This is a genomic window from Streptomyces sp. NPDC029159, assembly GCF_055564055.1.
Genome location: NZ_JBVHWT010000003.1, coordinates 484143 through 505809, shown reverse-complemented (window position 1 = coordinate 505809; position 21667 = coordinate 484143). Strand labels below are relative to the sequence as shown.

At 72.3% G+C, this 21667-nt stretch carries 20 protein-coding genes and 1 riboswitch; of the genes, 8 read left to right on the top strand and 12 right to left on the bottom strand.

The genetic code is table 11. The features are described from left to right. Positions 1-54 precede the first annotated feature (54 nt). The 5 genes from ACZ4U4_RS09245 to ACZ4U4_RS09225 all read right to left on the bottom strand — a co-directional run bounded on the left by ACZ4U4_RS09245 (position 55) and on the right by ACZ4U4_RS09225 (position 5870). Positions 55-1800, bottom strand: a complete 1746-nt coding sequence (locus tag ACZ4U4_RS09245; protein ID WP_467870708.1) for an ABC transporter substrate-binding protein — start codon at positions 1798-1800, stop codon at positions 55-57. 96 nt (positions 1801-1896) lie between these two features. Continuing rightward, the gene (locus ACZ4U4_RS09240) at positions 1897-2898 is read right to left on the bottom strand and encodes an ABC transporter permease (protein WP_467870705.1); all 1002 of its coding nucleotides are present in this window, start codon (positions 2896-2898) and stop codon (positions 1897-1899) included. A 411-nt stretch (positions 2899-3309) separates the two neighbouring features. Further along, on the bottom strand, positions 3310-4095 hold the full coding sequence (locus ACZ4U4_RS09235; protein ID WP_467870703.1) for an enhanced serine sensitivity protein SseB C-terminal domain-containing protein: 786 nt from the start codon (positions 4093-4095) through the stop codon (positions 3310-3312). 58 nt (positions 4096-4153) lie between these two features. Beyond that, the gene (locus ACZ4U4_RS09230; RefSeq protein ID WP_467870948.1) at positions 4154-4960 is read right to left on the bottom strand and encodes an enhanced serine sensitivity protein SseB; all 807 of its coding nucleotides are present in this window, start codon (positions 4958-4960) and stop codon (positions 4154-4156) included. Positions 4961-5069: 109 nt separating this feature from the next. Beyond that, complete coding sequence (locus tag ACZ4U4_RS09225; RefSeq protein WP_467870700.1) at positions 5070-5870, bottom strand: AAA family ATPase; 801 nt, start codon at positions 5868-5870, stop codon at positions 5070-5072. 263 nt (positions 5871-6133) lie between these two features. Continuing rightward, positions 6134-6228: riboswitch (glycine riboswitch) on the top strand. Between the two features lie 147 nt (positions 6229-6375). On the opposite strand from ACZ4U4_RS09225, the gene gcvT reads away from it, so the two are divergent. The 8 genes from gcvT to ACZ4U4_RS09185 all read left to right on the top strand — a co-directional run bounded on the left by gcvT (position 6376) and on the right by ACZ4U4_RS09185 (position 14046). Then, complete coding sequence (gcvT, locus tag ACZ4U4_RS09220) at positions 6376-7503, top strand: glycine cleavage system aminomethyltransferase GcvT (RefSeq protein WP_467870698.1); 1128 nt, start codon at positions 6376-6378, stop codon at positions 7501-7503. Positions 7504-7657: 154 nt separating this feature from the next. Further along, entirely contained in the window at positions 7658-8035 is a 378-nt protein-coding gene (gene gcvH / locus ACZ4U4_RS09215; protein ID WP_467870695.1) for a glycine cleavage system protein GcvH, read from the top strand. Positions 8036-8102: 67 nt separating this feature from the next. Next, the gene (gene glyA / locus ACZ4U4_RS09210) at positions 8103-9362 is read left to right on the top strand and encodes a serine hydroxymethyltransferase (protein WP_467870692.1); all 1260 of its coding nucleotides are present in this window, start codon (positions 8103-8105) and stop codon (positions 9360-9362) included. A 421-nt stretch (positions 9363-9783) separates the two neighbouring features. Continuing rightward, complete coding sequence (locus tag ACZ4U4_RS09205; protein WP_467870690.1) at positions 9784-11166, top strand: L-serine ammonia-lyase; 1383 nt, start codon at positions 9784-9786, stop codon at positions 11164-11166. Positions 11167-11388: 222 nt separating this feature from the next. Beyond that, positions 11389-11844: a MarR family winged helix-turn-helix transcriptional regulator gene (locus ACZ4U4_RS09200; RefSeq protein WP_467870687.1), complete on the top strand. Its 456-nt coding sequence runs from the start codon at positions 11389-11391 to the stop codon at positions 11842-11844. 193 nt (positions 11845-12037) lie between these two features. Next, positions 12038-12592: a GH25 family lysozyme gene (locus ACZ4U4_RS09195; RefSeq protein ID WP_391640165.1), complete on the top strand. Its 555-nt coding sequence runs from the start codon at positions 12038-12040 to the stop codon at positions 12590-12592. A gap of 57 nt (positions 12593-12649) precedes the next feature. Further along, positions 12650-13477, top strand: a complete 828-nt coding sequence (gene nadE / locus ACZ4U4_RS09190) for an ammonia-dependent NAD(+) synthetase (protein WP_467870684.1) — start codon at positions 12650-12652, stop codon at positions 13475-13477. A 227-nt stretch (positions 13478-13704) separates the two neighbouring features. Then, a complete protein-coding gene (locus tag ACZ4U4_RS09185) occupies positions 13705-14046 on the top strand; it encodes a hypothetical protein (RefSeq protein ID WP_467870683.1) in 342 nt (113 codons plus the stop codon). A gap of 107 nt (positions 14047-14153) precedes the next feature. On the opposite strand, the gene ACZ4U4_RS09180 is transcribed toward ACZ4U4_RS09185, so the two are convergent. From ACZ4U4_RS09180 to ACZ4U4_RS09150, 7 genes are all read right to left on the bottom strand, one after another. After that, the gene (locus ACZ4U4_RS09180) at positions 14154-15029 is read right to left on the bottom strand and encodes a cytochrome c biogenesis CcdA family protein (RefSeq protein ID WP_467870681.1); all 876 of its coding nucleotides are present in this window, start codon (positions 15027-15029) and stop codon (positions 14154-14156) included. Then, on the bottom strand, positions 15026-15799 hold the full coding sequence (locus tag ACZ4U4_RS09175) for a DsbA family protein (RefSeq protein WP_467870680.1): 774 nt from the start codon (positions 15797-15799) through the stop codon (positions 15026-15028). Before ACZ4U4_RS09175 ends, ACZ4U4_RS09180 begins: the two co-directional genes overlap by 4 nt. Before the next feature lie 100 nt (positions 15800-15899). Next, positions 15900-16400, bottom strand: a complete 501-nt coding sequence (locus tag ACZ4U4_RS09170) for a hypothetical protein (protein ID WP_467870679.1) — start codon at positions 16398-16400, stop codon at positions 15900-15902. Positions 16401-16954: 554 nt separating this feature from the next. Next, entirely contained in the window at positions 16955-17482 is a 528-nt protein-coding gene (locus ACZ4U4_RS09165) for an ATP-binding protein (RefSeq protein WP_467870677.1), read from the bottom strand. Positions 17483-17749: 267 nt separating this feature from the next. Continuing rightward, entirely contained in the window at positions 17750-18520 is a 771-nt protein-coding gene (locus ACZ4U4_RS09160; protein ID WP_467870674.1) for an enoyl-CoA hydratase/isomerase family protein, read from the bottom strand. Between the two features lie 83 nt (positions 18521-18603). After that, positions 18604-19857, bottom strand: coding sequence for a L,D-transpeptidase (locus tag ACZ4U4_RS09155; protein ID WP_467870672.1), 1254 nt, complete (start codon positions 19855-19857; stop codon positions 18604-18606). A 337-nt stretch (positions 19858-20194) separates the two neighbouring features. After that, on the bottom strand, positions 20195-21430 hold the full coding sequence (locus tag ACZ4U4_RS09150) for a L,D-transpeptidase (RefSeq protein ID WP_467870670.1): 1236 nt from the start codon (positions 21428-21430) through the stop codon (positions 20195-20197). Positions 21431-21667 lie beyond the last annotated feature (237 nt).

Here is a 21667-nt window from a genome sequence, read left to right as displayed (position 1 = left end):
CGGGGCCGAGGGGGCCGGCCGCGGGCACCAATGCCTTCACCTGCCTTCCGGGACTTACTTCTTGACGCCGATGTTGAGGTAGTCGTACTGCCCGCTGTAGGCCGAGGTCGCCACCATGTTCGTGGCCTCCGGGGAGCGGTAGTTCAGGACCTTGAAGTAGGTGAGCGGGACCATCAGGGCCTGGCTCATCGCCTTCTTGTCGATCTCGGCGTACGCCTTCTCGCGCCCGGCCTTGTCGGGGTTGGCGACGGCCGAGTCGAGGAGCTTGTTGATCTCCGGGTCGTCCGTCTCGGAGAGGTTGACGTTGCCGGAGCTGGAGATCGCCTTGCCGTTGAGGATCTGCTGGAGGTAGCCGTAGCCGGTCGGGAAGTCAGCGCCCCACTGCATCATGATCAGGCCGACGTTGTTCTTCTTGTTGAACGACGGCACGCCCGCGTAGTCCGAGAAGTACTTGCTGCTCGGGTACTGCTGGATCTTGGCGTTGATGCCGATCTTCTTCAGCGAGGAGATGACGGAGGTCGCCGCGTCCACCTCCTCCTGCCGGTCACTGCGGGCGAGGATGGTGGTGGAGACGTTTCCGGCACCGCATTCGGCCCACTTCTTCTTGGCCTCGGTGAGGTCGAGGTTGTCGCCCGAGTACTTCTGCGGGTACTGGTCGAACTTCTCGTAACCGGGGATGTCCGTCGGCAGGACCGTGGAGGCGATGTCGCCGCGGATCGGGCCGCCCAGGGAGGTCTGTACGGCCTTCTTGTCGACGGCGTACTCGACCGCCTGGCGGCAGGCGAGCTTGTCGAACGGCTTCACCTTGGTGTCGATCGACAGGTAGTTGAGCCGCTGGCCGAGGGCGTTGTCGGTGTTGCCCTTCTTCTGGGCGTCGGTCAGCAGCTGCGCCTGGGTCTGCGCGTCGACGCCCTTGCCGGCCAGGTCGACGGTGGTGTTCCCGGCCAGCAGGTCCTTGTCGATGGTGGACTGTGCCACCTTCAGCTTCAGGACGATCTTGTCCGGCAGCTGCTTGCGCAGCGGGTCCGTCTTGGCCGACCAGTGCGGGTTGCGGACGAGGGTGAGCTGCTTGCCCTCCTGGTAGCTCTGGTACTTGTACGAACCGCTGGAGACCACGGACCTGGTGTAGTCGGCGCCCTTGTCCTTGGCCTGCGGGACCGGCGCGGTCTGCGGGGCGCTGACCAGCTGGTCGAACTCCGCGAACGCCTTCTTCAGATGGAAGACGATGGTGTGGTCGTCCGGCGTCTCGATGGACTTGAGCCCTTCCTTGCTCTTGTCCTTGTACGGGCCCTTGTAGCCGCCGTCGTTGTCCTTGAGGAACTGCTGGAAGTAGTTGGGCCCCAGGGACAGCGTGTCGCGGGCGAAGTTGGAGCGCTCGACGGCGTACTTGACGTCCTGCGAGGTGACGTCGGTGCCGTCCTCGTACTTCACGCCCTTGCGGAGCTTGTACGTCCAGGTCTTGCCGCCGTCGGAGGACTTGCCCATCGACTCGGCGAGGTCCGGGACGATCTCGTTGCCCTTGGGGCCGGGGCCCGGCTTGAAGGTCGTCAGGGAACGCGCGTAGAGGCGGCTGAAGTTGTACACGAACGCGTAGTAGGTGTTGCCCGGGTCGAAGGACTCGGGGGCGTCGCTCATCGCGTAGGTGACCGTGCCGCCCTTCGCGTCCGAGGCGTTGACGATGCCCTCGGTGGCGGCGTTCGCCTTGCCGGAGGCGGTGGATCCGGCGCCCCCCGTGCAGCCGGCCAGCAGGCCCGCACTGGTGATGGCCGCTATCGCCGCGACCGGAACTGACCTTCGCATGTTGGTGGCGCTCCCCTTCAATCGTCGAGCACTTCGAGAGATGACTTCGGAAAACTTCGGAACGACCGGACGTGGTGCGGCGGTAGGGGGGCCGGCTCAGCGGCCGCCGCGGGGGTCCAGTGCGTCCCGCAGACCGTCACCGAGCAGGTTGAACGCGAGCACGGTGACGAAGATGGCGAGACCGGGGACGAGCATGTACTGCGGGTCGACCTCGTAGTACTTGACCGCCTGGTTGAGCATGCCGCCCCAGGACGCCTGGGGCGGCTGGATGCCGACGCCCAGGAAGCTCAGCGCCGCCTCGAAGAGGATGTTGGAGGGGATCAGCAGCGTCGAGTAGACGACGATCGGGCCGACGAGGTTGGGCAGCAGCTCGCGGAAGAGGATGAACGGACCGCGTGCACCCATGCCGCGCGCCGCGTCGACGAACTCCCGCTCCCGCAGCGACAGGGTCTGTGCCCGCACGATCCGGCCCATGTACGGCCAGTTGAAGAAGCCGATGACGAAGATCAGGACGGAGAGGTGGAGCGGCAGTCCGGTGAGGCCGAAAGCGCCTCCCTGGAGCGAGGCGGAAATCGCGATGGCGAACAGCAACAGCGGGAACGCCAGGAAGACGTCCATCAGCCGGCTGATCACCGCGTCGACCCGGCCGCGGTAGAAACCGGCGACCACCCCCATGACCGTGCCGATCGCCACGGACAGCAGGGTGGCGCCGAAGGCGACGATCAGCGAGACCCAGGAGCCCTCCAGCACCCGGGCGAGCAGATCGCGGCCGAACTTCGGGTCCACGCCCAGCGGATGGGCGCCGCTCATCCCGCCCAGGTCGCCCTTGGGGAGCGTGGTGTTGGGGTCGATCAGCGACTGGTCGGGGCTGTCCGGGTCGAGACCGAGCAGCGTCTGGAGCGGGCGGGAGAGTGCGGCGACGGCGATCAGCAGGATGACAACGATGGCACCGGCCACCGCGACCTTGTCGCGCCGGAAGCGCAGCAGCGCGATGCGGCCGAGCGAGCGGCCTTCGATCCGCTTGCTCTCCACGCCCTCCAGCACCGCTTCCGGCTGCGCCTGGGCAGCCGCGCCGGTGGTCTCGATCGGTGCGGTCACAGTGCCTTTGACCCCTCTCGGCCGACGGTGGCCGGCCTCACGCCCCGCCGCGCTCGCGGCCTGGTCCCCATCGCCGCCGCACGCTCTCGTACGGGTTGCCACGGAACGTTCGCAACGCGAAATGCTCCGCGTTCACCTGGCAGATGTCCGGATGGTGTTCGTACACAGGGCCGAAACCCTGCTGCCGGAGTCTTCATCCGATTCGCGATCACTCACCAGCCCCCGAGGTGAATGGATGCGCAACTGTGATCTGGTCCACAAGTCTCCGCTATACGGACGCATCGGGCGCCTGAGCGGAGAATTCGGTGGCGGGAAAGCGCCCGTCAACTCGCGGGCGGAGAGGGTGATTTGCGGCGCCGCGTCCATGACGGCGGCGCGCCCGGGGGCGGCCCGGAGGCCGCGCCGCCCGGGTCAGTAGGGGCGCGGGTAGCCGTACCCGGGGGCGGGCGGCTGCGCCGGGATGCCGTACCCCTCGCGGTCGAAGAAGGGGCGGGTGCAGGCGCGCATCCACATGGCGACCGGGTCGTACTCGTCGTTCATCGCGACGGTCGAGACGGGCAGCCCGTCGGGGACCGCGCCCATGGCCTGCTGGGCCATCAACCGGGCGGCCTCCACGCTCTGTTGGCCCGCGTCGTAGAGGTCCAGGCCGAGGGCGAGGTACGGCGCGCCGAGGGCGGGCTGCACCCAGGCGCGGCGCAACGACCGTACGGCGGGTGTGCGGTGGGCGTTCTGGGCGAGCAGGGCGTAGAACTGCGGGAGGTCGATGACCGGTTCGGTGATCCGCAGCGGTCCGGCGGGCAGCCGGTCGAGGCCGCCGGCGATCCGGCGCAGATCCAGCCAGGGGATGCCGACGCCACCGCCGGGGGCGTGCGGATTCAGCCACAGGCCCCAGCGGTCGGGGAAGAGGGCGGAGGCGATCTCGACACCGGTGACCAACTCGTGGTCGCGGTTCCAGCCGGAGGCGGCCAACTCGGGTGCAGAGGTGACGCAGGGCGCGTAGCCCAGGCCGTCGACCTCCATGTTCCCGTACTGCGCGTCGGGCATCCCGGCGCGGCCGTGCCAGAGCAGCATCCAGACCTGACCGGCGGCGAGCGCGTGCAGCAGCGCTTCGTAGGCGTCGTAGCGACCGGGCGTGACCTGCCCCAGCATCTGCTCGACCCGGCCTGCCGCCGCTCCTTGATGCGCACCCGCGCTCACGTGGTCCGTCCCTTCTCCGGCGGCCGCGTGGGGTACGCCCGCCCGTCGTCCGTCCAGCTTACGAGTGGTCGCGGGAGTAGAAGGGCCGTACGCGCGCGCCCATCCAGTCGGCGACCGGGTCGCCCTGGGCGACGTCCAGCAGCACCAACTGGACGGGCCAGGCCACCGGTACCGCGCCGAGCGCGCGTCCCAGGGCCGTGACGGCCACCTCGCGGGTGGCGTCGTCATAGGGGTCGGCGAGGGTGGTGTCGATCTCGACTCCGACGAAAAGTGCGGGCGTGTCGCCCTCCACACTCGCCAGGGCACGTCGGGCAGTTCGGACAATTCCGACGGCGGAGAACTCCAGCCCCGCGGCCGCGAGGAAGTCCACCGGCTCCTCCTGCCAGTCCGGCTCGAAGAGCCGCACCCGGCCGCCGACGGGCGCGGGCCCCCCGGCCCCGGTCTCCCGGCACAGCTCGGCCACCGCGGGCGCGGGCAGCGTGCTGCCGACCGTGCCGCCGGGGTTGACGGCGATACCGAGCAGCGGCGGCAGCCCGCGGGCGAACTCCTGCGCCGGGGCGACGGTGAAGGACATGTGCGCGCCGACGGTCCGCAGGAACTCCTGCTCGGAGCTGAACACCGGGACGTACGCCACGTCGTCGATCAGCATGGTGGGCAGGTCGAGGCCCCGGCCGCCGGGGTCCGCGGCGTCCGGGCCGCCGCCGTTGGGCAGCGGCACCCACACCCGGCTGCGGCCCAGCACCTCCACGATCCGGCCGCCCGCGCCGGGGTGGCCGACCGAGGCCGCGAGGACCTCTTCGAGTTCGTTGGCGGGCCACGCCAGCTGCGGTATTCCCTGCTCGATCCCCTGCTCGGGAAAGTTCATGTCCATCCATCCGCTTCCGTACCGCGCGCTCTGGCCGACACACCCTAGGGGGTGTCACCACACTCGCGTCATCGCCCGGAGGGCGTGAACGGGAGTGTGACGACCGACCCTAGACGAGTGACGGCGGCACCGCGTCCGCCGCCCGGGCCGCGGGGCCGCCGCCGTCGAAACGGAGCGCGCGGAGCCGGTCCGCGGCGGCCCGGTCCAGCAGTACGGCGGCGGCGAAACCCCGCGGCGGGCGGCCCGCCGCCGCGTCCCCGATCAGCCGCCGGGCGGCCGCACGGTGCCGGGCGAAGGCGTAGCCGGACACCCTGCGCCCGCGCGAGCGCTGGCCGCACCGGGCCACCTCCGGCGGGACGTCGAGCAGCAGCAGGTGCGGACGGCGCCCGCCGCGGCGCGCGGCGCGGGCGATCCAGCGGCGCACCCAGCGCTGCGTCCCGCAGTCGTGCACCACCGCGCCCCGCCCCGAGCGCAGCACCCGGCGCAGCCCGAGGTAGTGCGCCACCCGGACGAGTGGCCGGTAGAGGACGTACGGCACCCGGCGCAGCCGGCCGCGCTCCCAGCGCTCGCGCACGTCCTGGGAGTCGACGCGGTGGACGGGGGCGCCGCCGTCGTCGGCCGCCGGGACGGCGCGGTGCATCAGGGTGCTCTTGCCGCTGCCCGGCAGCCCGGAGACGACGACGACCGCGCCCGCGGGGAACCGGAGTTCGGCCGGGAGCGCGGCGGCGGGGCGGGAGCGCAGGTCGGTGACGGCGGAGGCGGCGGGCGCCGGCGCCTCGCCGCGGGCCGGGGCCGTCGCCCGCGGGCCGTCCGGGCGCGGCTCCCGGGGTGTGCGGGGCGCGGGGACGAGACCGGGTGGCGCGGTGCCCCCGGCCCCCGGCATGGCCGTGCGCATGGCGTCGCTCTGCACCGTGATCGCCCCTCCCCCTCGGCGGGTCCGGGCGGCGCCCCGTCCCCTCCCCGCACAGTGTCAAGGAAAGGTAATGCGCTTCAAGGCGTGGGGTGTTCCGGTGCCCGGTCCCGGTGCGGTACGGGTCGCGCGGAGGCGCTCCGTCCGGTCGGCCCGGCGGGTTCCGGGTCGGGGCTCCTACGTGCGGCGTTCCCGTGCAATGATGTCGGCGCCACGTGCACTCCGGTGTTCCGCCGTGCACGGTCAACTGCATACCGGCCGCTTGAATCCGCGCGGGAGAGTCCCCGGCCGCGCGCCGGGGCGCCGAAGGAGCAAGTCCTCCCTTGAATCTCTCAGGCCCCTATACCGCGCGGGCGAGGCAGATCTGAAAAGCGAGCCGCGGCCCGGTCCGGGAGGCGGTTCCACCCAAGGTGCAAACCGGCCCGTTCGCGGGATTCCGGTGAACCTCTCAGGTTCCGATGACAGATGGGGAGACATGCCCTCTCATCCTGTCCGGGAGCCCACCATGACCGATGCCCCCCGCCGCACCGCGCTCGACGCCGTCCACCGCGCGCTGGGCGCGACCATGACCGACTTCGCGGGCTGGGACATGCCGCTGCGCTACGCCAGCGAGCGCGACGAGCACGTCGCCGTCCGCACCCGCGCCGGTCTCTTCGACCTCTCCCACATGGGCGAGATCACCGTCACCGGCCCGCAGGCGGCCGACCTCCTCGACCATGCGCTGGTCGGCAACATCGGCTCGGTGAAGCCGGGCCGCGCCCGCTACACCATGATCTGCCGGGAGGACGGCGGCATCCTCGACGACCTGATCGTCTACCGCCTGGGCGAGACGGAGTACATGGTCGTCGCCAACGCCTCCAACGCGCAGACCGTCCTGGACGCGCTGACCGCCCGGGCCGGCGGCTTCGACGCCGCGATCCGCGACGACCGCGACGCCTACGCGCTGCTGGCCGTGCAGGGCCCGGAGTCCCCCCGCATCCTCAAGGCCGTCACCGACGCCGACCTGGACGGGCTGAAGTACTACGCCGGACTGCCCGGCACGGTCGCCGGGGTGCCGGCGCTCATCGCCCGTACGGGATACACCGGCGAGGACGGCTTCGAGCTGTTCGTCCGGCCGGACGACGCGGCCGCGCTCTGGGAGGCGCTGCTGGCGGCGGGGAAGGACGCGGGCCTGGTGCCGTGCGGGCTGTCCTGCCGCGACACGCTGCGGCTGGAGGCGGGCATGCCGCTCTACGGCCACGAGCTGACGACGGCGACCACGCCGTTCGACGCGGGTCTGGGCCGGGTCGTGAAGTTCGAGAAGACCTCCAACGGCGGCGCCTTCGTCGGCCGCGCCGCGCTGGAGGCGGCCGCCGCGCGCGCCGAGGAGCAGCCGCCGCGCAAGCTCGTCGGCCTGATCGCCGAGGGCCGCCGGGTGCCGCGCGCGGGCTACGCGGTGGTCGACGCCGAGGGCACCGTGATCGGCGAGGTGACCTCCGGCGCGCCGTCGCCCACCCTCGGCAAGCCGGTGGCGATGGCGTACGTCGACGCCGCGCACGCCGCGCCGGGCACCGAGGGCGTCAAGGTCGACATCCGTGGCAGCCACGAGCCGTACGAGGTCGTGGCGCTGCCCTTCTACAAGCGGGAGAAGTAGCCCGCCTCCCCTGCGGGCGAAGTGGCCCGTAGCGGGACACCTCACCACCGATGGGGCCGCCGCGCCGGGCCGGTGCGGCCCGGCCGCCACCGGTGTGTCTCACTGTGCAAGACCCCTTTCACCACCACACCCTCGCGTACAGGAGAATCGACCCATGAGCAACCCCCAGCACCTGCGCTACAGCAAGGAGCACGAGTGGCTGTCGGACGCCGAGGACGGCGTCTCGACGGTCGGCATCACCGAGCACGCGGCGAACGCGCTCGGCGACGTCGTCTACGTGGACCTGCCGAAGGTGGGCGACACCATCACCGCGGGCGAGACCTGCGGCGAGCTGGAGTCGACCAAGTCGGTCAGCGATCTCTACGCGCCGGTGGACGGCGAGATCACCGAGGTCAACGAGGGTGTCACCGAAGACCCCTCGCTGGTGAACACCGCCCCGTTCGAGGGCGGCTGGCTGTTCAAGGTGAAGGTCACCGCGGAGCCGGGCGACCTGCTCTCCGCGGACGAGTACACCGCCTTCACCGCCGGCTGAGTCCGCCACTCGGCCGCCGCCCGTACCGAAGCGCTCCGCGCCCCCCTGACCCTCCAGGAGAAGACCCATGTCGCTTCTCGACAGCTCCCTCCACGAGCTCGACCCCGACGTCGCCGCCGCCGTCGACGCCGAGCTGCACCGTCAGCAGTCCACCCTCGAAATGATCGCCTCGGAGAACTTCGCCCCGGTCGCGGTCATGGAGGCGCAGGGCTCGGTTCTCACCAACAAGTACGCCGAGGGCTACCCCGGCCGTCGTTACTACGGCGGCTGCGAGCACGTCGACGTGGTCGAGCGGATCGCCATCGACCGCATCAAGGAGCTCTTCGGCGCGGAGGCGGCCAACGTCCAGCCGCACTCCGGTGCGCAGGCCAACGCCGCCGCGATGTTCGCGCTGATCAAGCCGGGCGACACCATCCTGGGCCTGAACCTCGCCCACGGTGGTCACCTCACCCACGGCATGAAGATCAACTTCTCCGGCAAGCTCTACAACGTGGTGCCCTACCACGTCGACGAGAAGACCAACCTGGTCGACATGGCGGAGGTCGAGCGCCTCGCCCGTGAGCACCGCCCGAAGCTGATCGTCGCGGGCTGGTCCGCCTACCCGCGCCAGCTCGACTTCGCCGCCTTCCGCAAGATCGCGGACGAGGTCGGCGCGTACCTGATGGTCGACATGGCGCACTTCGCCGGTCTGGTCGCCGCGGGTCTGCACCCCAACCCGGTGCCGCACGCCCACGTCGTCACCACCACCACCCACAAGACCCTGGGCGGTCCGCGCGGCGGCGTGATCCTCTCCACCCAGGAGCTGGCCAAGAAGATCAACTCCGCGGTCTTCCCCGGTCAGCAGGGTGGTCCGCTGGAGCACGTCATCGCGGCCAAGGCGGTCTCCTTCAAGGTCGCGGCGTCCGAGGAGTTCAAGGAGCGCCAGCAGCGCACCCTGGAGGGCGCCCGCATCCTGGCCGAGCGCCTGGTCCAGCCGGACGTCACCGAGGCGGGCGTCTCGGTCCTGTCCGGCGGCACCGACGTCCACCTCGTCCTGGTCGACCTGCGCCACAGCGAGCTGGACGGCCAGCAGGCCGAGGACCGTCTCCACGAAGTCGGCATCACGGTCAACCGCAACGCCATCCCGAACGACCCGCGGCCCCCGATGGTCACCTCGGGCCTGCGGATCGGCACCCCGGCGCTGGCCACCCGCGGTTTCGACGCCGACGACTTCCGCGAGGTCGCCGACGTCATCGCCGAGGCGCTGAAGCCGTCGTACGACGCCGAGTCGCTGAAGGCGCGGGTCGCCGCCCTCGCCGCGAAGCACCCGCTCTACCCCGCGCTCTGAGACGGGGCGCGCGGCACACCACCGCGCGCCGTGGCCTCCGGGCGCCGCACCACGCGGCGCCCGGAGGCGGTACGGGCCACGAGCCCGGGACCCCGGTCCCGGGCTCGCCGTCTGCCTGCCCCGTAACGGGGAACGATCCGGTACGAAGGCCGCGCAACGGTCGCGGAACCCGGCCCCGTACGCCGCGGCGGCAGGGCCGCACGCCGACCGCTCCGTACGGCCCCGGGGAAACGGCACCGCCCCCGGCACCCGCCGTTCCCCGGGCCGACGGCCGCCCGTAGGGCCGTGTGCGACGGCCCGCACCGCGTCCGGGTTACGCTCGTCCGTCGGCACCGATACACCCCGAAACCCGCACCAACCTCCCGATCACCCCCCTCTCCGTCCGCACCGCCCCTCACGAGCAGACAAGGGAGTCGCCACCGTGGCCATCTCCGTCTTCGACCTCTTCTCCATCGGCATCGGCCCCTCCAGCTCCCACACGGTGGGCCCCATGCGTGCGGCCCGGATGTTCGCCCGCCGCCTCAAGAAGGACGGGCTGCTCGCCCAGACCGTCTCGGTGCGCGCGGAACTCTTCGGCTCGCTCGGCGCCACCGGCCACGGCCACGGCACCCCCAAGGCCGTCCTGCTCGGCCTGGAGGGCCACTCCCCGCGCAGCGTCGACGTGGAGAACGCCGACACCCGCGTCGCCGAGATCCGCGCGAGCGGCCGGCTGCGCCTGCTGGCCGCCGAGATAGGGGACGCGCACGAGATCGACTTCGACGAGCCGACCCAGCTGATCCTGCACCGCCGCCGTTCCCTGCCGTACCACGCGAACGGCATGACCCTCTTCGCCTACGACGAGCACGGCGCGCCGCTGCTGGAGAAGACGTACTACTCGGTGGGCGGCGGCTTCGTCGTCGACGAGGACGCGGCGGCCGAGGACCGCATCAAGCTCGACGACACCGTCCTGACGCACCCCTTCCGCACCGGCGACGAACTGCTGCGGCTGACGCAGGAGACCGGGCTCTCCATCTCCGCACTGATGCTGGAGAACGAGAAGGCGTGGCGCACCGAGGAGGAGATCCGCGCCGGGCTGCTGGAGATCTGGCGGGTGATGCAGGCGTGCGTGGAGCGCGGGATGACCCGGGAGGGCATCCTGCCGGGCGGTCTGAAGGTCCGCCGCCGGGCCGCCAACGCCGCCCGCGCGCTGCGCGCCGAGGGCGACGCACAGGCGCACGCCATGGAGTGGATCACCCTCTACGCGATGGCCGTCAACGAGGAGAACGCGGCCGGCGGCCGGGTGGTGACCGCCCCCACCAACGGCGCGGCCGGGATCATCCCCGCGGTGCTGCACTACTACGTGAACTTCGTGCCCGGCGCCGACGAGGACGGTGTGGTCCGCTTCCTGCTGGCCGCCGGTGCGATCGGCATGCTCTTCAAGGAGAACGCCTCCATCTCCGGCGCGGAGGTCGGCTGCCAGGGCGAGGTCGGCTCGGCCTGCTCGATGGCGGCGGGCGGCCTCGCCGAGGTCCTCGGCGCCACCCCGGAGAAGGTGGAGAACGCCGCCGAGATCGGCATGGAGCACAACCTCGGCCTGACCTGCGACCCGATCGGTGGTCTGGTGCAGATCCCGTGCATCGAGCGGAACGGCATGGCGTCCGTCAAGGCCGTCACCGCCGCCCGGATGTCGCTGCGCGGCGACGGCCGCCACCACGTCTCCCTGGACAAGGTCATCAAGACGATGAAGGACACCGGCGCGGACATGTCGGTGAAGTACAAGGAGACCGCACGCGGCGGGCTCGCGGTGAACATCATCGAGTGCTGAGCGACGGCCCCGGGGCGCCGCACACGGCGGCCCGGGGCCACTGCCGCCCCGGTCCGCCGCACCCCCTCCCGGGCCTGCGGAAACCTACCGGCGAACCGGGTTTCCGTATCACATCCGCCCTGGTCGAAGCGCTCATCCACGGCCCGACGCGCCGCTACAATGAGTGCCGCTCCGGACGCGCAGTGCGTACGGGCCCGACTTCGACGGGGAAGGAGGGGCGGCGTGACCACGCTCGACCTCAGCAGCCATCCGGGGCCCCTGGCCAGGCGGCTCCAGCAGGCCCACACCCTGCTGTGGACGACCATGGTCTCCGAGGAGGTCACCTCCCCGCAGTTCGCGGTCCTCAACTCCCTGGTCGGTGAGGACGGGCTGGATCAGCGCACGGTCGGCGAGCGGGTCGGGCTGGACCGCTCCACCATCGCCGAGGTGATCCGCCGGCTGGTGGTGCGCGGGATGGTCGACAAGATCCGCGATCCCCGGGACGGCCGCCGCGCGGCGCTGCGCGCCACCGACGAGGGCGTCCGCGTCCACAAGAAGCTCGCGGTGCGCGCCGCACGGATGAACCAGCTCTTCCTCTCCCCGCTGGCGCCGTCCGAGCAGACCCTCTTCGTGGAGCTGCTGCACCGCGTCTCGGACGCCGCCGAACAACTGCGCCACCCCACGCAGCCCACCGTCTGATCCTCGGTCACCTTTTCGACTCCCCCGCCCCAACCGCCGCACGCGGCAAGGGTTTCCTCCCTCCGCGTCAACCAGCCGTCACCCTGCGGAACTTCTCGGCAGCGATCTGGCGTCCTCCTCGGTGAACGTGCTGAACTGCTGGAACGCAGTGGACGGTTCGAAGAAGCAGGTCATAACGGCGGGGAGGCCGCTCATGCTGCACGGTGTCGATGTCAGCTCGTACAACACGTCGTTCTCCACCGACGGGCTGGACTTCGTGATCATCAAGGCCACCGAGGGCCGCTCGTACATCAACCCCCACCAGTCGGCGCAGGCGGCGAAGGCCCGCAAGGCCGGGTGTGTGGTCGGTTTCTACCACTTCCTGTGGCCGGGGAACATCGCGGCGCAGGCGCGGTACTTCGTCGAGAAGTGCGCCTCGATCGGCGGTGACATCCTCGCCGTCGACTGGGAGACCACCGGCAGCGGCACCTACGCGAGCAATGCGCAGAAGGACCAGTTCATCCGAGAGGTGAAGAAGCTCCGCCCCACGCACCGGGTGATGCTCTACTGCAACCGCAGCTTCTGGCTGAACCACGACACCACCTCGTACGCCGGTGACGGTCTGTGGATCGCCGACTACGTCCAGGCCGGGCACCCGCGGATCAAGGCGAAGTGGCGGATCCACCAGTACACCGACCGACCGCTCGACAAGGACGTCGCGGACTTCGCGAGCAAGGCCGCCCTCAAGAAGTGGGCGCACCCGGCATAAGGTTTCCGGGGGCCGGGCGTTTCCCGGCCGACGGATTCGACAGTACGAGGAGCAGCCGTGAGTGACCCGGCGTCCATGGCCCAGCAGGAGATCGCCCGGGATCTCCAGGTGAGCGCGTCCTTCGACGCCGGGCACGAGATCGAGCGCCGGGTCGCGTTCCTCACGGAGCGGCTGACCTCCACGGGCCTGCGCTCCCTGGTGCTCGGCATCAGCGGCGGCGTGGACTCCACGGCCGCGGGCCGGCTGTGCCAGCTGGCCGTGGAGCGCGCCCGGGAGGCGGGCCACGAAGCGACGTTCTTCGCGATGCGGCTGCCGTACGGGGTCCAGGCCGACGAGAAGCACGCGCAGCAGGCACTGGAGTTCATCCGGCCGGACCGGGTGCTGACGGTGGACATCCGGCCGGCGAGCGATGCCGCGCTGGCGTCGGCGATCGACGGCGGGCTGGAGTTCCGCGACGCCGCCCACCAGGACTTCGTCCAGGGCAACATCAAGGCCCGGCAGCGGATGATCGCGCAGTACGCGGTGGCGGGTGCCCAGGACGGTCTGGTCGTGGGCACCGACCACGCCGCCGAGGCGGTCTCCGGTTTCTTCACCAAGTTCGGCGACGGCGCCGCCGACGTCGTCCCGCTGACCGGCCTGACCAAGCGGCGGGTGCGCGCGGTCGCCGCGGCCCTGGGCGCCCCGGACGAGCTGGTCGTGAAGGTGCCGACGGCGGACCTGGAGACGCTGGACCCGGGCAAGCCGGACGAGGTCGCCCTGGGCGTGACGTACGACCAGATCGACGACTTCCTGGAGGGCCGGCCGATGGACGAGATCGTGCGCGAGGCCATCGTCCGCCGCTACCGCTTCACCGCCCACAAGCGGGAGCTGCCGCTCGCGCCGTGACGGACGGCACATGAGGCGAAGGGCCCGCCGGATCCCCTCCGGCGGGCCCTTCGTGCTGTCGGTCCGCGCGGCCCGGGCGCGGTGACGGAGCTGTCATGCTCCGGTAAGGCGACAGCAAGGTTCCGGGGGCTAAGACGTCGGCCGCGGCGGGCAGGGATGCGGCCATGGGAGACCACGAAGCACGCGCGGAAGATCCACTGTCAGTGGGGGCGCCTACGCTCCGAGGTATGGGTTACGCACAGCTGCGCGAACTCCGCACCGCGCTGACCACCGCCTCCGACATCGCCTCGTCCCTGCGGGCCACGCCGACCCGGCGGGACGCCGACCAGCTCGTCGACGCACTCCGCCGGGCGCTCACCGCCGCCGGTTCGCTCGGCGAGGCCACCGGCCCGACCGGCTGTGCGCTCCATCCGCACGGCGCGGTCGATCCCCTCCACGGCGACCCGGAGGACCCGCTGCCGCCCGGGTACGGCAAATGCCTGCTCTGCAATGACCGCCGCAGACGGGCCGACGCCCCGATCCGCCTGCACCACCGCCGCCCGCAGCCGGGGCGACGGCGCAGCGCGTAGGGCGGGGCTCCGACCGGGACGCGGCGGCCCCGGAACGCGCCGAGGCCCCGGCCGGCGCCGCGTCGCGCCGGTCCGGGGCCTCCGGGTGCCGTCTCACGGCAGCCGCGTCACTCCGCGACGCCCTCCCGCTCCTTCGCCGAGTCCTTCTCCGGCTTCCGGCGCGACTCCTTCTCCGGGCGCAGCGCGATCCGGCCGAGGACCCCGGCGACGACGAGAGCGCCCAGCGCGATCAGGACGTAGTCCGGCACGGCGTTGCCGATCGACGCCGCCCACTCCTCGACCCGGAACTCCGACTCCGCGTCGAGGACGCCGGGCAGTGCGCTGGTCCCGTTGTAGCGGAGGAAGAGCACGCCGATGGCGATGAAGAAGAGGCCGGACAGGAGCGAGGTGGTGTGCAGCCGCAGCCTGCCCAGGCGCAGCTCCCGGCCGCGCAGCCAGCCGCGGCTGCCCAGCCGGAAGCGGTCCCAGAGCAGGGCGAGGACGAACAGCGGCAGCGCCATGCCCAGCGCGTAGACGGCGAGCATCGACCCGCCGTAGACCGGGGAGCCGCTGACCGCGGTGACGGTGAGGACGGCGCCGAGGATCGGCCCGGCGCAGAACCCGGCCAGCCCGTAGACGCAGCCCAGCAGGAAGGTGGAGACGGCCGAGCGGGGGGTGATCCGGGCGGCCGCGGCCTGGGCCCGGCGGGAGGCGAAGCCGAGGCCGAGGATCTGCGCGAGCCCCATGGCGATGACCACCCAGCCGCCGATGGTGATCAGCAGGTCGCGGTGGCCGTTGAAGAGCCGGCTGGCGGCGGTGGAGGCGACGCCGAGCGGCACCAGTGTGGTGGCGAGCCCCAGGTAGAAGACGCCGGTGCGGGCGAGCAGCCGTCCCGGGTGGGAGAGCGAGTACGCGAAGAACGCCGGGAGCAGCAGCGCGCTGCACGGGCTGACGAGTGCGAGGGCGCCGCCGAGGAACGCCGCGAGATACCCGATGTCGGTCACTTGCCGCCACCCTTGCCCGCCGGCTTCCCCTCGGCCGCCTTCGCGGCGGTCTCGATCGCGTCGGCGAAGACGGCGGTGGGCTGGGCGCCGGACACCGGCCGGCCGTTGACCAGGAAGGACGGCGTGGACTGCACGCCCAGTTCGTACCCCTCCTCCTGGTCCTTCTTCAGGGCGCTGCGGGCGGCGTCGCTGTCGAGGTCGGTGCGGAACTTCTCGATGTCGGGGACCCCGGCGGTGCGGGCCATCGCGACGAGCTTGTCCTCGGCGAGCGCGTCGCCCTTGCGGGTCTTGGCGTACAGCTCGTCGTGCAGCTGCCAGAAGCGGCCCTGGCGTCCGGCGGCCCAGGAGGCGCGGGCGGCGCGCTCGGAGTCGGCGCCGTAGAGGGTGAAGTTGCGGAACTCGATGCGCAGCGTGCCCGCGTCGACGTACTTCTTGATCAGCTCGGGCTGGGTCTCGCGGGTGAAGCGGCCGCAGAACGAGCACTGGTAGTCGGCGTATTCGACGAGGACCACCGGGGCGTCCTTCTTGCCGACGGCCAGCGCGTCACCGGCCTCGCGGCGGTTGGTGCGCTCGGCGAGCCTGTCGTAGACGCGCTGCTGCTCCGGGTCCTCTCCGGCCGCCTGGGCGGCGCCCTGCGGTTCGTTGGGGGCGCGGCCGTCCTCGACGGCCCGTCCGGCGGCGATGCCGATGGCGACGACGGCGATGAGCAGCGCGATGATCGCGCCGACGGCGGCGAGCTTACGGCGGGTTGAGCTGAGGGTGGTGGACACAGTTTCTCCAGTCGTACCGGGATGGCGGAAGGGCCGGACGGCGGTGGGCCGGTCCGGACACGGGCACACGGGGGCACGGCGGCGCCTCCGTGGGGCGCCGCTAAATCCGCAGTACGGGCAGGAGCGTGGCAGGGTCGGCGGGCCCCGCAGGTCCGGTGTCGGGGCGTGCCGGGACGGGCCGGCCGAGGGGCGCGGCGGCGGTCGTGGCCGGTACCGCGACGCTGGGGGCGAGCGGTTCCCCGCGGGGCGGGGCGGGCAGCGGCGCGGACTCGTCGAGCCCGGGCGCATGCCGCCCCGAACAGCGCCGGGGGACGTCGACGAGGTCGGTCCGCGCGGTGAGGCGGTGGGCGGGTCCGGGGGCGAGCTCGGGGTCGGCGTCGGCGCGGAGGTCCGTGGTGTCCGCGTCCGCCGGGGTCGCGGCGGCGCGCGGGGCAGTCGTGGCGGCGGCCGGCGCGTCGGCGGTGGCCCGCGGGGCGGTGGTGGCGGCGGCCGATGCGGCCCGCCACGACTGGTCGCCGCCGGTGCGGCAGAGCAGCGGGCCGAAGGTCACGGCGAGGAGGAGCAGCCAGATCACGGCCGCCGGTCGGCGGGTGGTGGTCATGGCCCTCCTTCCTCGTCCCGGCGTGCGCGGGGCCCGGCGCACACCGCCGTCGCGGTCGGCCCGCGCGGCGGCGGTCACCGTCCGCGGTCGGCCCCATCCTACGGACCGCGGCGCCGCCTCCCGAGCACGGACCGCCATCCGGAGGAGACACGGCGCCGGGCGCGCGGCGCGGCGGGACCGGGTCCGTCGGGCCCGGTACGGCGCCCGGCGGAGGACGGCGCGAGGAGCCCCGGCACGGGCGAGGAGACCGCCGCAACGCCGCATATTTATCGAAGCAACCGGTAAACAAACCGTCGTTTACAAGGTCGGTGGCGCACCTCACCTGGGATCCCCCAGGACTAAATCCCTCACTGCCCCATATTGTCCGCAATGCACTTTTGGCATCGGAGGCCGGACCTGTCATAGTCGTTCGCAACGACCCCCATTGACCCGGGCCAGGTCGTTCCACCCCCGCGGACACACCCCTTTCGTCCGCCGAGGGGCGACACTGGGGCCTCACCCGCACCACCCTGCGGGAGGCCCCAGTCGCGCATCCGGGGACGGGTGGGAGCGGGTCAGCGGTCGCCGGTGCGCATCTCGAACCAGGTGGTCTTGCCGCGCGGCAGCAGATCGACGCCCCAGCGGTCGGAGAGCGTGTCGACGAGGAAGAGGCCCCGGCCGCTGACGTCCAGCTCACGGACCGGCATCAGACAGGGCAGCCCGCGCGAGGGGTCGCGCACCTCGATCCGGATCCAGCCGCGGCGCCGCAGCATCCGCAGCCCGAACCGCCGCGCACCGGTGTGCCGTACCGCGTTGCCGACCAGCTCCGACACCAGCAGGACGGCGTTCTCGGTGAGTTGCGGGGACAGGCCCCACTGTTCGTACAGGACCCGGTGTGTCAGGCGGCGGGCGGCACCGGCGGATTCCGGCCGCGAGGGGAACGGGACCTCGTCCACGGAAGGGTCGCCGAGCAGATCGAGCACCAGGGGGCCCGGGGCGCCCGGCACCGGTCCGCCGCTCTCCGCTGCGCCGGGGACTCCCCGGCAGGTGGCAGCCGTGCCGCACAGCGGCTGCGACTGCTCCGACTCCTCCAGGCCCGCCATGCCCCCATCATGGCCGTTGCGCCACCACGCCGGGACCGGAACCGGCGGAATCTCATCCCGGAAGACGCCGGGTTCCGGTCACCGCGGAGGCCGTTCCGGCGGCGTTCATGACACCACTGTCACCTGCCTGAGCTGCGGCGCGACCGTGCCGGGCGGCGTCCGCCGGAGCGGCGGTGCGGGGCGGGCGCGTACGGGGCCGGATCGGCGCGATTCCCCCGCACGGGGCAGGGCGCACCGGCCGTTCGCCCCACCCCGCCAACCCCCGGCTCAGCGGCGGAACTTGGCCTTCCCGGGGCCGTCCTCGACGAAGCTGCGCATACCGATCTCGCGGTCCTCGGTCGCGAACAGGCCCGCGAACACGGAGCGTTCGATGGCCAGACCGGTTTCGAGGTCCGTCTCCAGACCGGCGTCGACGGCCTCCTTGGCGGCGCGCAGCGCGAGCGCCGGGCCCTTCGCCAGCTGCGCCGCCCAGGCGTGCGCCGCCTCGAAGACCTCGTCGGCCGGGACCACCCGGTCGACCAGGCCGATGGTCAGCGCCTCATCGGCCCGCACATGGCGCCCGGTGAAGATCAGGTCCTTGGCCTTGGACGGGCCGACCAGCCGCGCCAGCCGCTGGGTACCGCCGGCGCCCGGGATGACGCCGAGCAGGATCTCCGGCTGGCCGAGCTTGGCGTTCTCCGCCGCGATCCGGAAGTCCGCGCAGAGCGCCAGCTCGCAGCCGCCACCGAGGGCGTAGCCGGTGACCGCGGCGACCACCGGCTTGGGGATGCGCGCGATGGCGCTGAACGAGTCCTGGAGCGCCTTGGACCGCACCACCATGGCGGCGTGGTCCATCCGCTGCATCTCCTTGATGTCCGCCCCGGCGGCGAACACCTTCTCGCTGCCGCGCACCACGACCGCGCGGACGTCGTCCCGGCGGGTGGCCTCCTCGCCCAGCTCGCGCAGCCGGTCCTGGGTGGCGATGTCCAGCGCGTTCATCGGCGGGCGGTCGAGCCGGATGGTCCCGACACCGTCGGCGATCTCGAAGTTCACAGTCATACCGCGAAGGTTAGTCTCCGTTAACGGCGCTGGGTACGGTACGCCGACGTGCCCCGCGCCACCCCGGACCGGGTGCCACCGCGTCAGCGGCGGCCGGTCTTCCACTCCTTCCAGGAGAGGTTCCAGTCACTGAAGCCGTTGTCCGGCCGGATCGTCTCGTCGTGGGAGTTCTTGACGACGACCACGTCACCGACGAGGGAGTTGCGGAAGAACCAGGCGGCGGGGGTGGCCGGATCGCCGCCGCCACGCCGGTCGAAGAGGCCCACGCAGCCGTGGCTGGCATTGCGGCTGCCGAACGCGCCCTGCCCCGACCAGTAGTTGCCGTGGATGAAGGTGCCGGACGTGCTCAGCCGCATGGCGTGCGGGACGTCCTCGATGTCGTACTGGCCGTCGAAGCCGACGGTCGCGCCGTTCATCCGCGTCACCCGGAGCTTCTCGCTGATCACCATCCGGCCGTTGTACGTCTCGGTGCCCGGCGCCCCGGCGGAGATCGGGATGGTCTTGATCTTCTTGCCGTCGCGGACCACGGTCATCTTCTTCGACCGGGCGTCGACGGTGCTGATCTGGCTGCGCCCGACGGTGAACGAGACCTTCTTGGACTGCGTTCCGTAGACGCCGGGGCGGCCCTCCACGCCGTCGAGGGCGAGCCGGAGGGTGACCTTGGTGCCGGGTGCCCAGTACTTCTCGGGGCGGAAGTCCAGCCGGTCGTTGCCGAACCAGTGGCCCTCGACGGGGACGGCGGGCTCCGCGGTGACCTGGACGGCCTTCTCCACGGCGGCGGGGTCGGTGATGCCGCGGCTGAAGCGGAGCGAGACCGGCATCCCGACGCCGGTCTTCTGCCCGTCGTCCGGCGTGTACGTCGCGGCGAAGGTCGCCTCGGGCTTGAGCGTGGTGAAGCGGGCGTGGCGGGTGACCTTCTTCCCTTCCGCATCGGCGGCCTCGGCCGCCACGGTGTACGTGGTCGCCGTCGCGAGGTGCCCGGTGGGCTGCCAGCCGGTGCCGCCGCCGGATATCCGGCCCGGCACGTCCTTCCCCTTCGCGTCCTTGACCGTGACGGAGCGGAGCTTGCCCCAGCGGGCCGTCACCGCGAGGGCGCCGCTGGTGGCGACGGAGTCCTCGCCGTCCCGGGGTGCGATCGTCACGACGGCTTTCGACGGGCTGTGCGCGGCCCGTGCCCGGTCGGCCGCGCCCTTCTCGTCCGCACCGTCCCCGCAGCCGGCGGCGAGCAGGACGGTGCCGAGCACCAGGGCGACGGCGGCGCCGCGCCGGGCCCGCCGCCGTACCGCCCGCGGACCTATCGATCGCCGTCCCGGCTCTCCGGATATCGCCTGATGCATCTCTGGCCCCTCTTCCCCTCGCCCCGCGCGCACTCCCCCGCGCGCGGAACACCGCCACTCGACGCGGCACCGCCCGCCGGACGGCCGCGCCTTCCGTGTAGATAACCACATGGGTGTGACAGCGGGTTGCCCGACGAGGGCGGCTCGGGGCGCACCCCACGGCGCCCTCGGGGCGGACAGACGAGAGGAAAGCGGGACGGGGAGGGGCAGAAGGAGCGGGCGCCAAATCAGCTGGTAGGTACGGAGGTTGACGGTCCGGAGGGCTCAGGGCACTCCGGACCGCCCCGCACCGGCCGCCGTTTCCGTGGGGCCGATGCCTTCTCCGACGCCCGGAGGGCTACAGGGCCGTCCCCGCCCGCCACTGCTCCCAGGGCATGTTCCAGCCGCCGAGGCCGTTGTCCGCGGCGACGATGCGGTCCCGGGAATGGACGACCTCCACGATGTCGCCGACGAGCGACTGCGTGTAGAACCAGCCGGCCGGGGTGGCGCCCTTGCCGCCCTTGTTGTCGAGCAGGCCGACGCAGCCGTGGCTGGTGTTCTCGTCGCCGAAGATGTCGGGGTCGGCCCAGTAGTTGCCGTGCAGGAAGGTCCCGGAGGTCGTCAGGCGCATCGCGTGCGGCACGTCGGGGATGTCGTAGGCGCGGCCGAAGCCGACGGTCCGGGCGTCCATCCGCGTCTTCGGGAGCCGCTCCAGGATCACCATCTTCCCGTTGTACGTGGGGTTCTTCTCATCGCCCGCGGTGACCGGCAGCGTCACCGGCTTCTCCCCCTGCCGGGTGACCGTCAGGCTGTGCCGGGCCGCGTCGATGACGCTCGTCTGATCCCTGCCGACCCGGAACCGGACGGTCTCGCTCTGGGTGCCGAACGTGCGGGGGCCGGCCCGGACGCCGTCCAGCCGGACCTCGACGGTGGCCTCGGTGCCGGGCCGCCAACGCTCCTTCGGACGGAAGTCCAGCCGCTGGTCGTTGAACCAGTGGGGGGCCAGCTCGACGTCCGGGTCGGCGGTGACCCGGACCGACCGCTGGACGGCGGCGAGGTCGGGGATCACGTGGTTGAACTGGAGCGAGACGATCATGCCGGTGCCGACGGTGGCGCCGTCCTCGGGGAGGATCGTGGCGGCCAGCTTGGCGGGGCCGGTGGTGAAGGTGGTGTGGCGGGTCCTGCGGTCGCCCTCGCCGTCCATCGCCACCGCGTCCACGGTGTACGTCGCCGCGGCCTCCAGCCGGTGCGCGGTGGGCCGCCAGGTCAGGCCGTCCCGGGAGATCCGGCCCGGGACCTGCGCCGCACCGCCGTCGCCCGTACGCCGCACCGTCACCCGCTGCAGGCGCCCGTCGGGCACCCGGATGAGGAACCGTCCGCTCTCGCTCACATCGCGGGCCCCGTCACCGGGCTCGATGTCGATGCCGCCCTCCGCGCCGGGCGGCTTGTCCCCGCCGAGCAAGTCGGGGACGGCGCAGCCGGTCGCCGCGGTCAGAGCGCACACCGGCACCAGGGCGAGACGGAGGAGGCGCCGGAGCCGCACGGGGCGGCGGGCCGGCGGACGGGGGGTGCGGTCCTTCTCATCACCGGACATGTGGCGCATTGTGACCGATGTAACGGTTGTCACCCTGGAAGTGACGGCCCGGCAGCGCCGTGTCCCGTACGGGATACGGCGTTGCGGTGGTACGGGGGTGGCCGAGGCGGTGCGCCGAAGCCGGGTGGCGGGGTGCGGGGCCGCGCGGAGGCGGGGCCGGGCCGCGAGCGGTGGGCGGCCGGGCGGCGGTCCGAGGGCGCTCCTAAGGGGGCGGGGGCCGCTCGGAAGAACCGCGGT

What these genes read in the sequence shown, in the direction of transcription:
- ACZ4U4_RS09245 (WP_467870708.1), bottom strand. Translation starts at nt 1,800, where the DNA reads ATGCGAAGGTCAGTTCCGGTCGCGGCGATAGCGGCCATCACCAGTGCG.
- ACZ4U4_RS09230 (WP_467870948.1), bottom strand. Translation starts at nt 4,960, where the DNA reads ATGAACTTTCCCGAGCAGGGGATCGAGCAGGGAATACCGCAGCTGGCG.
- gcvT (WP_467870698.1), top strand. Translation starts at nt 6,376, where the DNA reads ATGACCGATGCCCCCCGCCGCACCGCGCTCGACGCCGTCCACCGCGCG.
- gcvH (WP_467870695.1), top strand. Translation starts at nt 7,658, where the DNA reads ATGAGCAACCCCCAGCACCTGCGCTACAGCAAGGAGCACGAGTGGCTG.
- glyA (WP_467870692.1), top strand. Translation starts at nt 8,103, where the DNA reads ATGTCGCTTCTCGACAGCTCCCTCCACGAGCTCGACCCCGACGTCGCC.
- ACZ4U4_RS09195 (WP_391640165.1), top strand. Translation starts at nt 12,038, where the DNA reads ATGCTGCACGGTGTCGATGTCAGCTCGTACAACACGTCGTTCTCCACC.
- ACZ4U4_RS09185 (WP_467870683.1), top strand. Translation starts at nt 13,705, where the DNA reads ATGGGTTACGCACAGCTGCGCGAACTCCGCACCGCGCTGACCACCGCC.
- ACZ4U4_RS09170 (WP_467870679.1), bottom strand. Translation starts at nt 16,400, where the DNA reads ATGACCACCACCCGCCGACCGGCGGCCGTGATCTGGCTGCTCCTCCTC.
- ACZ4U4_RS09165 (WP_467870677.1), bottom strand. Translation starts at nt 17,482, where the DNA reads ATGGCGGGCCTGGAGGAGTCGGAGCAGTCGCAGCCGCTGTGCGGCACG.
- ACZ4U4_RS09160 (WP_467870674.1), bottom strand. Translation starts at nt 18,520, where the DNA reads ATGACTGTGAACTTCGAGATCGCCGACGGTGTCGGGACCATCCGGCTC.
- ACZ4U4_RS09155 (WP_467870672.1), bottom strand. Translation starts at nt 19,857, where the DNA reads ATGCATCAGGCGATATCCGGAGAGCCGGGACGGCGATCGATAGGTCCG.
- ACZ4U4_RS09150 (WP_467870670.1), bottom strand. Translation starts at nt 21,430, where the DNA reads ATGTCCGGTGATGAGAAGGACCGCACCCCCCGTCCGCCGGCCCGCCGC.